The sequence below is a fragment of the Duganella guangzhouensis genome, assembly GCF_009674535.1.
GTDB lineage: Bacteria > Pseudomonadota > Gammaproteobacteria > Burkholderiales > Burkholderiaceae_D > Rugamonas > Rugamonas guangzhouensis.
On record NZ_WKJK01000007.1, the window covers coordinates 31,690 to 44,888 of the forward strand.

Genomic DNA, 13,199 nt, shown 5'->3' on the forward strand with positions numbered 1-13,199 from the left:
TAAACACACGACTGCGGTTGTAAGCCGCGTCACGCGGCGGTACATTGCGGAGATGCGATACCCTTCCCTGCTTCTGCTCCTGAGCTTCGCGCTCGCCCAAGCCGCCGCCGCGCCGATGAACGCCCGCACCCAGTCCGTGTATGACTACCTGCAGGCCACCTGGGGCAAAGCCATCATCGCCGGCCAGGCCGACCTGACCTGGAAAGACAGCACCGACATGGCCGAGCGGGTGCACAACGACACCGGCAAGTACCCGGCGTTGATGGGCTACGATTTCATGAACTACTACGACAGCACCGAAGCCGATGGCCGCCAGCAAACCGAAGAAGCCATCGCCTGGTGGCGCAAGGGTGGCCTGGTGAGCTTCCACTGGCACTGGCGCATGGGGAACGGCAAGTTCTACACCAAGGAGACACCCTACACCGCGCCCACCAACGACGACTACACGCAAATCGACCTCGCCATCGACCGCATCGCCGTCGAGCTGAAACAGCTGCAGGATGCCGGCGTGCCGGTGCTATGGCGCCCGCTGCACGAAGCGGCCGGCGGCTGGTTCTGGTGGGGACGTGACCGCGACGCGTATCTGAAGCTATGGCGCCATATGCACCAGCGCCTGAGCGAGACGCACGGCCTGCATAATCTGATCTGGGTATGGAATGGCCAGGACCCGGCCTGGTATCCGGGCGACGACGTGGTCGACATCAGCGGCTACGACGTCTACGACGGCAAATACAGCGCGGCTTACCATCAGTTGCAAAGCCACGCCCGGCCCATCGCGCTCACCGAAACCGGCCACATTCCCGACATCGGCCAGAGCGTGGCAAACGGCGAGTGGTGGCTGTGGTTCATGGTGTGGAACGACGGTGCCAGCGCTGAGGGCATCACCAATCCAGACAACTTCTGGACTGGTGAGCACCACAACACCAACACGCACAAACGCGAAGTCTACAACGACCCGCGCGTGATCACGCTGGATAAGCTGCCGAAGTTTTAGCGACGACGACGGCGCGCCACCACGCCCATCAGAGCCAGGCCGCCCAGCAGCATGGCGTAGGTCTCAGGCTCCGGCACAGCCGCCAGAATGTAGGCGTGGTTGTCGGTTTCCATCGGCGTCACATCCGAGCTTAAGACAATCGCGGTGAAGGTGGTACCACTGCTCGCCCACAAGTTCACGTAGAAGCTGTCCTGATAGGTGCCGCCCTCCAACTCCCACAGCTGCTGGCCGTTCCAGGTGGTGACGCTGCCATCGGAACCATACACCGTCACGGTATTTTCGACATCGGACGAGCCGAGGTAGAAACCGAAATAGGTCGCACCGGCGCCGTTAAAGGTGATGGTGGTCGGCGTATCCACGGTACGCAGATATTTGGTGGTGTCATACAGCGGCGCCACGTACACGCCAGGGACAGTACCCTGGACCAGCTCCGTCGACGAATAGTAAATATCGTATGGAATCGGACTGTCGAAAGTGACCGTGTTGGGCTGCGGGATCGGCGTGAATTGGCCGGACGTGATCGAGATAGTGTCAACGGCGGCGTGGGCGCTGATGCACAATGCAGCGAGGGCGGCGGCTGCCAGGCAGTTTTTATAGAAACGCATTACAACTCCTTTTTGGTTGGTTACGTGATGAGAGTGAAACGATAAGCAGTTTCATTATCAAAATATCACCAACGAAAACAGAGTGTAAATGCGAAAACGCGGTGTGTAACACAAACGTGCTACACGCCGCGCCCTTGAAAACAACGCTTAAGGTTTGCTAGCCGCGGCTTTGGCTTTGGCCTCATCACCAGCAATCGCGATCGACAGCTTGGACGGATCGATGTACTTGCGGAAGACCGCATTCACCTGCGCCAGCGTGGCCGCCTGCAGCTTGGCTTCGTACTCCTTGCTCCAGCTATAGGTACGGCCCAGGTACAGATTGTGCGTCCAGCCATTGGCCACCACACTATCCTTGGCGCGGTTCTGCAAGCGCTGCTGCATCAGGCCCGATTTGGCGCCGGCCAGTTCGGTCTCGGTGAAACCATCCTTCAGCGCGCGCTCCAGCTCTTCGCGCACCGCCGCCTCCAGCTTCTTCAGATTCTGCGGCGCGGCGATGGCGCTCATGCCGAACTGGCCGGCGCGATCCAGCTCACCGGCACTAATGCCGCTGCCGCCGCCGTAGGACAGACCATCTTTCTGGCGAATCCGGTCCATCATGCGCGACTTCAGCGAGCCGCCACCGAATATGTAGTTGGCCAAATCCAGCAGCGGATAGTCGGCGTCGTTGACGTTGATATCGACGTTGGCGCGCGCGGTGTAAAAACCGTTCTCCTTGTCCGGCGCGTTCAGGTTCACATGCAGCGGCGCCTTGTCCACATTGCTGTTCACCAGCGGCGCGTAATCGACCTTGCTGCTCCAGCCGTCGAAACTGTCGGCGATAGTCTTGCTGATGGCCGCCTTGTCGAAGTCACCGACGATGGACAGTTGGCCGTGGTTGGCGCCGTAGTAGTCGCGGTGGAACGCCACTACGTCTTCCAGCTTCAGCGCCTTGATCGCGGCCAGCTGCTCGTCGACCGTCATCGAATTGCGGATGTCGCCTTTCGGGTAGTGGTTGAAGTGCTGCTCGATGGCCTCCGAGGCCAGCACCTGCGGCTCGCTGCGCGAGTATTCCAGGCCGACGATCCACTGTTGGCGCAGCTGTTCGAATTCGGCCTGCGGGAAGCTGGCGTCCTTCAGCACGTGCGCCACCAGACGCACCGCCGCATCCAGGTTAGGGCCAGTGGTCTCGAAGCTGTAAGGGCTGCCGCTGATCTTCAGTTTCGAGAACTGGTCGGCCAGCTGTTCGCGTGTGTACTTGCTGGTGCCACGCATCAGCATCTCATTGGCGACGTTGGCGATCAGGGACTTGTCGGTCAGGTTCTTCTCGTTGCCCCAGTTGAGCTGCAGGTTAACGGCCACCGTCTCGCCGCGATTCTTCTTCGGCAGCAGCGCCACTTTCAGGCCGCCGATGGTCTTGATCTCGGTGCGGGCGTTGATGTTGTCCTGACTCGGATCGAACACCTCAGAGGTCAGCACGCTTTCCTTGCCCTTGAAGTCCTTCAGCACCTCGGCCACCGTCGGCGCGGCCGGAATCTCGGCGCGCTGCGGATTATCCTCGGGCAGGAACTCGCCCACCACGCGGTTATCGCGCCTCAGATAGCGCGCGGCCGCTTCGGCCACCTGCTGCGAGGTCACCGTCGGCAGCTTGTCGCGACCTTCAAACAGCAGACGCCAGTCGCCCAGCGAAATCTCTTCCGACAGCGTCACGCCCACCTGCTGTGGATCGTTGAGCGACTTCTCGATGCCATTGGCGAAGTTGCGGCGAGTGCGCTCCATTTCCTCTTCGGTCGGCGGCGTCTTGGCGAAGCCCTCCACCGCCTCGGTCAGCGCCTCGCGCACCGGTTCCAGCGGCTGGCCGGCCTTCACCACCGCGCCGATGATCTGCAGGCCAGGCGCATAGCCAGTCATGCCAAAGCTGAACACCTGCGCCGCCTTGCCGCTTTCCACCAGCTGCTTGTGCAGGCGGCCGGTCGGCGTGTCGCCGAGGATTTCGGACATGAAGCTGAGCGCATCGCTATCCGCCTGCAGCGCGCTTGGAATCTTGTAGCCCAGCGCGACGATCTGCACGTCACCCTTGCGGCGCACCACGAAGCTGCGCTCACCGTCCTGGGTCGGCTCGACGGTCCAGAATGGCGGCAAGGTGCGCTTCGGTTTCGGAATCGCGCCGAACGACTTGCTGATCCACGCCAGCGTTTGCGACGGATCGAATTTGCCGGCCACCAGCAGCACCGCGTTGTCCGGCTGATAGTAGGTCTTGTAGAACGCCTGCAGATTCTCGATCTTGACGTTCTCGATATCGCTGCGGTTGCCGATGGTCGAACGGCCATACGAATGCCAGTCGTAGGCCACGCTCTGCATGCGCTTCAGCAGCACGCCGAACGGGCTGTTCTCACCGCTCTCGTATTCATTGCGGACCACGGTCATTTCCGAATCCAGATCCTTGCGCGCGACGAAGGAATGCACCATGCGGTCGGCTTCCATGTCCAGCGCCCACTTCAGATTCTGCGGACTGGCCTGAAACACTTCGTAGTAATTGGTGCGGTCGTTGGCGGTGGTGCCGTTGAACTCCATACCGCGATCGGAAAACTCTTTCGGGATGCTCTTGTTCTTCGGCGAGCCCTTGAACATCATGTGTTCCAGCAGGTGCGCCATGCCGGTCTCGCCATAGTTCTCGTGACGCGAGCCGACCAGATAGGTGACGTTGACGGTGACGGTGGGTTTGGACGCGTCCGGGAACAGCAGTACTTTCAGGCCGTTAGGCAACCGGTATTCGGTGATGCCCTCAACCGACGGTCCCTTGACCACGCCGGCTGGCAGGGTGACGCCGGCAGCGGCGGCCCAGGCGGAACCGGTGGCTACAAAGGACAGGCCACACAGCATCAGGCTGGCGGCGGCGGCGTGTTTCAGACGGCTGTGGTTCATAGTCTCTCGCGAAAAAGATAGGAACACGCAGCATACGCCCACCTCACCGCCGTGGGTAGAGACTTAAGGAAAAATTAATGTTAGAAATTATTTCTTTTCTGGCACCAAGCAGGCGTCGATCACTTGCAGGTCGTTGTCCTTGGCGAAGGACAGCACGAAGTGATAAGCCATCGGTTCCAGATCGCGCAGCTTGCCGTTGACCACCACCGACTTGACGCCATTGACCACGGTTGGCGTCACGTACGGCGAGAACTGCAGGTGCGCGTCGCGGGCGGCGGCGGCGCCTTCCGGCTTGAAGCAGGACATCACCCCGCACAGCCGCTCCGCCCAGTCGCTGGGACGGAACTGCCTGCCATTGCTGGTTTGGCCAAGGATGAAGAACGAATCTTGCTGTTCTGCCGGTTTTTGAACTGACATAGGCGCGCTGCTTCTGCGTAGAGACTTGTTGGTAACAAGAATGCGTGGAGGATCCCGGCGGGTAAACGCTGGGCGGGTCATTCTGTATGAATCTTACGTATTATATCTTATAGAAGACCTAAATACGTAAGTGCTTGATTTTCCTTTGGCTTTTTCAGCCACCTCCCACTTTGGTGCAGAAAACCTCTTTCCTGCACCAGAGCAATACCGCTATTGTACCCGGGTTTGAGCGAAATTAAGGCGATGCTCCAAGCCACCATGCGCTCGACAGCAGTAACAACAACAACATCCACAACAACAGCGCGCGCCACACCAGGCCGACCGTGCTTTGCAGCGCGCGGATATTCGGCTCCTCGCCTGGCATCACATCGTCTTCCAGCTCGATATCGACGGTGGTGGCGTCCACCACCTGCGCTTTGACGGCATTTTCCACCGGCGTGCCCAGGCGCACGCCCATGGCGCCACCACCGGCCGCCAGGATGATGCCCAGTGCCTCGTTGGACCAACGGTGAGCGAAGTTGCGCCAGGCGTAGATCGCATCCTCGAAGTTGCCAACCACGGCAAACGCCACGGCGGTCAGGCGCACCGGAATCCAGTCGATCCAGTAAAACGCACGCGCGGCGAACTGGCCGAACGCTTCGTTGCGCATATGCTCGGGTTCGTTCCAGGCGCGCGCCAGATGCTCAGCCACGCGGTACATCACCGCCCCTGCCGGGCCGAGCGGCATCAGGAACCAGAAGAACACGCCGAACACATTGCGGTGCGTGGTCACCAGCGATTTTTCCACCGAGATGCGGGCGATTTCGGACACTTCCATGCCCACCGTATCCAGCTTGGTCCATTCGGCCAGCAGCGCGCGCGCGGCGGCCTCGTCACCGGCGTTCAGCGCCAGCTGGATCGAGGTGAAATAATGGCTGTAGTGGCGGAAGCCCAGCGTCAGATAGACGATCAGCACGTTCCAGGCGAACGCCGCCAGCGTCCAGTTGTAGTGGCGCAGCACCCAGTAGATCGCTGCGGTTGGCACCATCAGGATCGCCATCATCAGGAACCAGCCCAGGCGGCCATGGGTCGAGTGGCCGGCGTTAAACCATGTTTCCATCCGCAACGCCAGGCTCTTGATTTCGGCGTAGATCGGATTGTCCGCGCGCAGCGGTTTCATCTGCTCGATCAGCAGTGCGCACAAGATGGAAAGAAATGTCATGTATGTCCTTAGTATCGTCCTCGCCTTTGAGGTTGTTACGATAGCGTAGTGTGACTAGGCACGCAAGAAATGGAACAGATTACGCAGCATGCCGGCGGTCGCGCCCCAGATGAAATAGCCCTCGTACGGCATGGCATAAAAGGTGCGGCGCCCGCCCGGCAGGTCGACCGACAGCCGCTGGTGGTTGGCGCCATCCATCAAAAAGGCCAGCGGCACTTCGAAGATGGCCGCCACTTCGGACGGATCGGCGGTCACCTCGAACGGCGGCTGCAGCAGCGCCACCACGGGCGTGACGCAATAACCGGTGCCGGTCAGATAATGCGGCAGGCAGCCCAGCACTTCGACGTGGCGGCGATTCAGGCCGATCTCCTCTTCCGCTTCGCGCAGCGCGGTGTCGACCGCGTCCTGATCGTAAGTTTCGGCGCGGCCGCCGGGGAAGCTGATCTGGCCGGCGTGGTCGGTCAGGTGGGCGGTGCGCTGGGTCAGCAGCACGGTCAGCCCGTGCTCGCGCCGCACCAGCAGCACCAGCACCGAGGCGGCGGTCGGCTCGCGCTCGGCGCGGCCCGGCAAGGCGCGCTCGTTGGCTTCCGGCAGCCAGTTCGGCGGCAGGCCGGCAAAGCGCTGGCGCAGCCAGTCGGGCTGCAGACGGTCGGCCGGCAGCGGCGCTTCGCCGGCGATGGCCTCAATGGGGAGTTGCTGCGGATCGAAAAGTGGCTGGGCCAAGGGAGCTCCTTTGCAAAAAACAAAAAGGGCGCCGGTGGCGCCCTTTCGGGGACGCCTGCGGGCGCCCTCTCCAAACACAACCGATATTACACGGCTGCTTTCGCCGCAGCTGGGCGACGGTTTGGCAGTTTTTCCTTGATACGTGCCGATTTACCGGAACGATCACGCAGGTAGTACAGCTTAGCGCGACGTACGTCACCGCGGCGTTTCACTTCGATCGAAGCGATCAGCGGCGAGTACAGCTGGAAGGTACGCTCAACGCCTTCGCCGGACGAGATCTTACGAACGATGAAGTTCGAGTTCAGGCCACGGTTACGACGGGAGATAACAACGCCTTCGTAAGCCTGGGCGCGCTTGCGGGTGCCTTCGACTACGTTCACGTTGACTACCACGGTATCGCCAGGAGCAAATTCAGGGATGTTTTTGCCCAGGCGAGCGATTTCTTCTTGCTCGAGTTGTTGAATCAGGTTCATTTTTAATGACTCCATAAACCATCGTGCTGGCGCGCTATGAGTGCTTCCACTCTTGCCCAGTAGAGGATGGGGTTATAACAGACAGGCTCAGAGGCCTGCCAAAAATTGCTCGTCGCGCTTGGTGAGCAGTCCCGCCTCACGCGCTTTGATAAGCAAATCCGGTCGCTTGCGCGCGGTCGCCTCCAGCATGCGCTGGCGACGCCATTTTTCAATCTCGGCGTGGTTGCCGCCCATGAGAATCGGCGGCACACCCACACCTTCATACGTTTCAGGCCGCGTGTAATGCGGCGAATCCAGCAGGCCGTTGACGAAGCTGTCTTCGATCGCCGAGGCATCGGTGTTCAGCACGCCGGGAATCTGGCGGATCACCGCATCCATCAAGGCCATCGCCGGCAGCTCGCCGCCGGACAGCACGAAATCGCCGAGGCTGATTTCCTCATCGACCACGCGGTCCAGCAAGCGCTGGTCCACCGCTTCGTAACGGCCGCACAGGATCACCACACCGGGCTCCTGCTTCAGCTGCATCACGCGCTCATGCGTCAACTGCTTGCCCTGGGGCGACATGAACAGCACCCGCGGCGCCGGCAGACCGGCATCGGTCTGGCGCTGCTTGGCTGCATTGATGGTCAGCTCCAGCGGCTTGGCCAGCATCACCATGCCGGGGCCGCCGCCATACGGGCGATCGTCCACGGTGCGGTGATTGTCGGTGGTGAAATCACGCGGATTCCACAGCGACAGGCCACATTTATTCTGTTCAAACGCACGCCGGGTCACACCCGACTGCGTAATCGCGGCAAACATCTCCGGGAACAGGGTTACGACATCAAATTGCATGGCGAACCGCCCTTCAATGTGTTGCGCTAGTAATCGAGACCCCAGTCGACGATAATCTTCTTCGCTGGCTTGTCCACCTTGTTGATGAACGCGTCCACAAATGGGATCAGGCGCTCTTGCGCCGCGACGTCGGGATCGGCATCTGGCGTGGCGGCTGGCGTGATGCGCAGGATCGATTGCGGTCCATTGCTCATCATGTCAGTCACGGTGCCGAGGTGCTCACCTTGCAGATTTTCTACTTCCAGACCAATCAACTCGGTCCAGTAAAACTCATCGTCGGACAAGACCGGGAAGCGGCTTTGCGGAATGAAGACAGCGGCGCCTTTCAGCGACTCTGCCACGTTCCGGTCAGTCACACCGACCAGACGCGCCACGACATCGCCGCCATGCAGTTTGCACTGCTGGACGTCCACATCGTGCAACGCTGGCTTATCCAACCACCAGGTTTTCACCTTGAGAAGTGCATCCGCATCTTCCGAGAAAGGACGAATCCTGACCCAGCCAGCAACGCCATAGGCACCGAAGACAAAGCCTACCTGTGCCAAATCGTCGGGGACTTGCACCCCGGATGCAATCTTATCGGTCAAACCGGTCAAGCAGACTTAAGCTGCTTTTTTGTTCTGGGCAACCAGACGAGCAACGGTCGGCGACAGTTGCGCGCCAACAGCTTGCCAGTGAGCCAGACGGTCTTCGGTGATACGCAGGGCAACTTCTTGACCCGAAGCCATTGGGTTGTAGAAACCAATGCGCTCGATGAAACGACCATCGCGACGGTTACGCGAATCGGTTGCAACGATGTTGAAGAAAGGGCGCTTTTTGGCACCACCACGAGCTAAACGAATAACGACCATAATATTTCCAAAAATTGTGCTAGGACGGAAAAAGCCGCAAATTATAGCGCGCTTCGCCGCGAGGCAGCAAGCGTTAATGAAATAATTGGGCATGTAGGGTAATCAAAGATTATCCCTTGTTCCGGCGTTCGGGGCAATAGGCGCACCCGCAAAAAAGGCGTGCCGGGGGCGGTATTATGCCTGATACTGCGGGTTCCCTGACTATTTTGCCGAGCAACCATGACTGTTTTGCATCAGACCCGTCACAAAAACAAGACACTTGCCGCCCTATTGGCCTTTCTGTTCGGTGGTTTGGGGCTGCAGCGGCTGTATCTGCGCGGCGCGCGCGACCGGTGGCTGTGGGCGCATCTGGCCTGCTTGCCGGCGGCCTGGCTGGTGTCGGTGGCAGTGCCGCAGGCGGATGGCTTCTACAAGCTGCTACCGATCATCCTGTCCGGTCTGGTCGGCTTCCTGGAAGCGCTGGTGCTGGGCCTGATGTCGGACGAGAAATGGGACGCGCGCTACAACAGTGCCTCCGGCCGTCAATCGGACACGCACTGGCCGGTGGCCGTGGTGCTGGTGGCCAGCATGATGATAGGCGCAGGCGGGCTGATCGCCACGATCTCCCGGCTTTTTGACTTGCTGTACACTGGTGGCGCCTATGGTTAACACAAGGAGAACAACATGACCCATCGCACCCTCGCCGCCCTGCTGCTGGTCGCCATCGCCGCTAGCGCACAGGCACAAACACCCAAAGAACAATTCGACGCCGAAACCAAGCGCGTCGCCACCCGCTACGCCGACGACAAAAAACTGTGCGGCGACGAACAGGACTCCGGCCGCCGCATGCAATGCCTGCGCGACTCCAAGGGCGAATACGACAAAGCCATGACGCAGGCCCGCGCCCAGTACAAGGCCGGCCCCTCGCGCGCCGGCACTTGCCATGAGTGCGGCAAGGTGACGCAGGTGAGCGTCAACGAAAAAGCCGGCGAAAGCAGCGCACTGGGCCTGATCGCCGGCGGCGTGGCGGGCGCGGTGCTGGGCAACCAGGTCGGCAGCGGTCACGGCCGTCAACTGGCGACCGTGGCGGGAGCCGCCGGCGGCGCCTATGCCGGCAAGAAAATCGAAGAGAAAGCCAAGTCCAGCAAACAGTGGACCGTGCACGTGCAATACGACGACGGCAAACAGGCGTCCTACACCTTCGATCACGACCCCAAAATGCTCAGCGGCGACCGGGTGCAGAAAGCCAACGGCAGCATCGTCCGTCACTAATCAACTGAGGAGAAAGAATGGCATTTCCGTCGGAATGGCAACCATTGGTAGATCAGGCTGCCAGCAAGCTGCGCGCACTCGCATTAGATGAAGAGGCCAAGGAAAAATTCTGCAACGATCCGCTGCTACGACCCTACATGCACAAAGTGTCGCAACGCTATGTGGCCGGGCGGACGGTGGAAGACGCCATCCAGCGGGTCGAACAAATCATCGGTCGTGGCCATGCCGCATCGGCCGAATACATGGGCGAAAGCGTGCGCGACGAAGGCTTCGCGATGTCCGAAACCGACGTCTTTCTGCAACTGGTGCTCGCCATCGGCCAGCGCAACCTCAACTGTTCGATCTCATTCGACCTGTCGCACCTCGGCTCGCTGGTGGATAGCGAGCTGGGCTACCGCAACGCACGCCGCATCGCCCTCGCCGCCGCCGAAATCAACCGCGAAGTGATGATCTCGATTGAAGGTGCGGACCGCGTCGACGACATCTACGCCATCTACACCCGGCTGCACCGGGAAGACGACCTGCGCAACGTCGGCATCACCGTGCCGGCCAAGCGCTTCCGTACCGCCCAGGACTTGCCGGCGCTGATGAAGCTGCCTGGCCGCATCCGTCTGGTCAAAGGCGCCTATCTGGACGGCGCCGACATCTCGCTGGAGCGCAACAGCCCCGAGCTGGCCAGCACCTACCGCCGCTACGCGCAGGAACTGCTGCTGAGCGGCCACAAATGCTCAATCGCCACCCACGACCGCAGCATCCAGGCCGACCTTAGCGCGCTGATCCTGAAAGAACGCATTGACCCGCGCTGGTTTGAATTCGAATCACTGATCGGCCTCGGCACCGAGCAAATCGACGACTTGCAGGCACGCGGCTTCCCCACCCGCGAATACGCCGTCTTCGGTGCCGAGCACTTCCTATACGTCCTGAACCGCATCGCCGAAGAACCGATGCGCGTCTACCAGGCAATTATTGATGTAATGGCATAGCCCAAGACAGCAACAACAATCCGCAAAAAAAATCCGGGGTCAGGTCCATCATTTCTACACGCTCTCAACCGTAGCGAGCCAGCTACGGTTGAGAGCGTGTAGAAATGATGGACCTGACCCCGGAGTTGGGCGACGTTAGAACTGCTCGATGTCGAGGGCGAGGACGCCGGCGCTGCCGTCGATGATGGAGGCGCGGATGCCGCTCGATTGCGTCAGGATGTGGTCGGCAAAGAAGCGCGCGGTGGCGATCTTGGCCTGGTAGAACTTGGCGTCGCCGTCGCCCGCAACCAGTTTCTGCTGCGAGATCAGCGCGGCGCGCGCCATCTGCCAGCCGCCCAGCACGATGCCGGCCAGCTTCAGATACGGCACGCTGCCGGCGAATACGCCTTTGATGTCGGCTTTGATGTTGGCCACCACGTAGTCCACCACCGCTTCCAGATCCTCAGCGCCCTGCTCCAGCTGCTTGCGGATGGCGGCGAACTCGGCACCATCCTGCGCACCCAGTTCGGCCACGGTGGCGCGCACGTCGGCGATCAGGCCTTTGGCGATTTTGCCGCCGTCACGCACGGTCTTGCGGCCGATCAGGTCGTTGGCCTGGATCGCGGTCGTGCCTTCGTAGATGGTCAGGATCTTGGCGTCGCGGTAGTGCTGCGCGGCGCCGGTTTCTTCGATGAAGCCCATGCCGCCGTGGATCTGCACGCCATCACGGGTGACGTCCTGCGACAGTTCGGTCGACCAGCCTTTGATCACCGGCACCAGGTATTCGTACACGGCCTGGTTGTGCGCGCGTTCGGCGGCATCAGCGCTGTGGTGCGCGATGTCGTACAGCGAGGCACCAACATAGGCCAGCGCGCGCGCGGCTTCGGTCTGCGAGCGCATGTTCATCAGCAGGCGACGCACGTCCGGGTGGTTGATAATCGCCACGCCGGCCGGCGAGCCGTTCAGGTCGCGCGACTGCACGCGGTCCTTGGCGTAGGCCAGCGCGTGCTGGTAGGCGTGTTCGGACAGGCCGATGCCCTGCAGGCCAACGCCAAAGCGCGCCGCGTTCATCATGATGAACATGTATTCCAGGCCGCGATTCTCTTCGCCCACCAGCGTGCCGATGGCGCCGCCGTTGTCGCCGAATTGCAGCACGGCGGTCGGGCTGGCCTTGATGCCCAGCTTGTGTTCGATCGATACGCAGTGTGCATCGTTGCGCGCGCCCAGCGTGCCATCGGCGTTGACCAGGAACTTCGGCACGATGAACAGCGAGATACCTTTCACGCCCGCTGGCGCATCCGGCGTGCGCGCCAGCACCAGGTGGACGATGTTTTCGGTCATGTCGTGATCGCCATACGTGATGAAGATCTTGGTGCCGAAGATTTTGTAGGTACCGTCGCTCTGCGGCTCGGCGCGGGTGCGCACGGCGGCCAGGTCGGAGCCGGCTTGCGGCTCGGTCAGGTTCATGGTGCCGGTCCATTTGCCGGTCACCAGCGCTTCCAGATAGGTGGCTTTCTGTTCGTCGCTGCCGGCAATCAGCAGCGCTTCGATGGCGCCGTCCGACAGCAACGGGCACAGCGCGAACGAGATATTCGCGCCATGCAACATCTCGACGCACGGGGTGCCGATCAGTTTCGGCAAGCCCTGGCCGCCGAATTCAACCGGGTGCTGCAGGCCCTGCCAGCCGGCGTCGCCCAGCTGGCGGTAGGCTTCCTTGAAGCCTTTGGTGGTGACCACGCCATCCTTGGTCCAGTAGCTCGGTTCTTTGTCACCGGCGTGGTTCAGCGGGGCGATTTCGGCGGCGACGAATTTCGCGCTTTCTTCCAGCACGGCTTCGGCGGTTTCAGGGGTGGCGTCTTCGCAGCCGGGCAGTTGGCTCACGGCTTGCAGGTTGGCCAGTTCGTTCATCACGAACAGCATGTCTTTGATTGGTGGTTGGTATGCCATCTCGTCTCTCCAAGAAAAAGGCCACGGGATCCGGCGTGTC

14 protein-coding genes are annotated in these 13,199 nt (G+C 61.0%); 4 read left to right on the forward strand and 10 right to left on the reverse strand.

Translation table 11 applies throughout. The features are described 5' to 3' along the window. The first annotated feature begins 52 nt into the window (after positions 1-52). Positions 53-994, forward strand: a complete 942-nt coding sequence (locus tag GJ699_RS14570; protein WP_154377396.1) for a glycosyl hydrolase — start codon at positions 53-55, stop codon at positions 992-994. Here the strand turns inward: GJ699_RS14570 and GJ699_RS14575 are convergent. From GJ699_RS14575 to rpsP, 9 genes are all read right to left on the reverse strand, one after another. Next, positions 991-1,599 (reverse strand): Npun_F0296 family exosortase-dependent surface protein, encoded by a 609-nt coding sequence (locus tag GJ699_RS14575; RefSeq protein ID WP_154377398.1) that lies wholly within the window; start codon positions 1,597-1,599, stop codon positions 991-993. The two genes, GJ699_RS14570 and GJ699_RS14575, sit on opposite strands and share 4 nt — an antisense overlap. 147 nt (positions 1,600-1,746) lie before the next feature. Continuing rightward, entirely contained in the window at positions 1,747-4,500 is a 2,754-nt protein-coding gene (locus GJ699_RS14580) for a M16 family metallopeptidase (protein WP_154377400.1), read from the reverse strand. An 87-nt stretch (positions 4,501-4,587) separates the two neighbouring features. Then, positions 4,588-4,917: a DUF3579 domain-containing protein gene (locus GJ699_RS14585; protein WP_154377402.1), complete on the reverse strand. Its 330-nt coding sequence runs from the start codon at positions 4,915-4,917 to the stop codon at positions 4,588-4,590. 235 nt (positions 4,918-5,152) lie between these two features. Further along, the gene (locus GJ699_RS14590) at positions 5,153-6,118 is read right to left on the reverse strand and encodes a CobD/CbiB family protein (protein ID WP_154377404.1); all 966 of its coding nucleotides are present in this window, start codon (positions 6,116-6,118) and stop codon (positions 5,153-5,155) included. 54 nt (positions 6,119-6,172) lie between these two features. Beyond that, positions 6,173-6,841 carry a CoA pyrophosphatase gene (locus GJ699_RS14595; protein WP_154377406.1) on the reverse strand — a complete coding sequence of 223 codons (669 nt, stop codon included), beginning with the start codon at positions 6,839-6,841 and terminating at the stop codon, positions 6,173-6,175. Between the two features lie 86 nt (positions 6,842-6,927). Beyond that, positions 6,928-7,314 (reverse strand): 50S ribosomal protein L19, encoded by a 387-nt coding sequence (gene rplS, locus GJ699_RS14600; protein ID WP_154377408.1) that lies wholly within the window; start codon positions 7,312-7,314, stop codon positions 6,928-6,930. A gap of 87 nt (positions 7,315-7,401) precedes the next feature. Then, positions 7,402-8,148, reverse strand: coding sequence for a tRNA (guanosine(37)-N1)-methyltransferase TrmD (gene trmD / locus GJ699_RS14605; RefSeq protein WP_154377410.1), 747 nt, complete (start codon positions 8,146-8,148; stop codon positions 7,402-7,404). 26 nt (positions 8,149-8,174) lie between these two features. Next, a complete protein-coding gene (rimM, locus tag GJ699_RS14610) occupies positions 8,175-8,735 on the reverse strand; it encodes a ribosome maturation factor RimM (RefSeq protein ID WP_154377920.1) in 561 nt (186 codons plus the stop codon). A 15-nt stretch (positions 8,736-8,750) separates the two neighbouring features. After that, positions 8,751-8,999, reverse strand: coding sequence for a 30S ribosomal protein S16 (gene rpsP, locus GJ699_RS14615; protein WP_072787273.1), 249 nt, complete (start codon positions 8,997-8,999; stop codon positions 8,751-8,753). Positions 9,000-9,218: 219 nt separating this feature from the next. On the opposite strand from rpsP, the gene GJ699_RS14620 reads away from it, so the two are divergent. From GJ699_RS14620 to GJ699_RS14630, 3 genes are read left to right on the forward strand one after another with little or no spacing between them, the layout of a single operon-like run. Then, on the forward strand, positions 9,219-9,647 hold the full coding sequence (locus GJ699_RS14620) for a TM2 domain-containing protein (protein ID WP_154377412.1): 429 nt from the start codon (positions 9,219-9,221) through the stop codon (positions 9,645-9,647). Between the two features lie 15 nt (positions 9,648-9,662). Then, the gene (locus GJ699_RS14625) at positions 9,663-10,250 is read left to right on the forward strand and encodes a glycine zipper 2TM domain-containing protein (protein WP_154377414.1); all 588 of its coding nucleotides are present in this window, start codon (positions 9,663-9,665) and stop codon (positions 10,248-10,250) included. 17 nt (positions 10,251-10,267) lie between these two features. Further along, on the forward strand, positions 10,268-11,233 hold the full coding sequence (locus GJ699_RS14630; protein ID WP_154377416.1) for a proline dehydrogenase family protein: 966 nt from the start codon (positions 10,268-10,270) through the stop codon (positions 11,231-11,233). A 135-nt stretch (positions 11,234-11,368) separates the two neighbouring features. Here GJ699_RS14630 and GJ699_RS14635 read toward each other — a convergent pair whose 3' ends face one another. After that, positions 11,369-13,159, reverse strand: coding sequence for an acyl-CoA dehydrogenase C-terminal domain-containing protein (locus tag GJ699_RS14635; RefSeq protein ID WP_154377418.1), 1,791 nt, complete (start codon positions 13,157-13,159; stop codon positions 11,369-11,371). Positions 13,160-13,199: the final 40 nt, after the last annotated feature.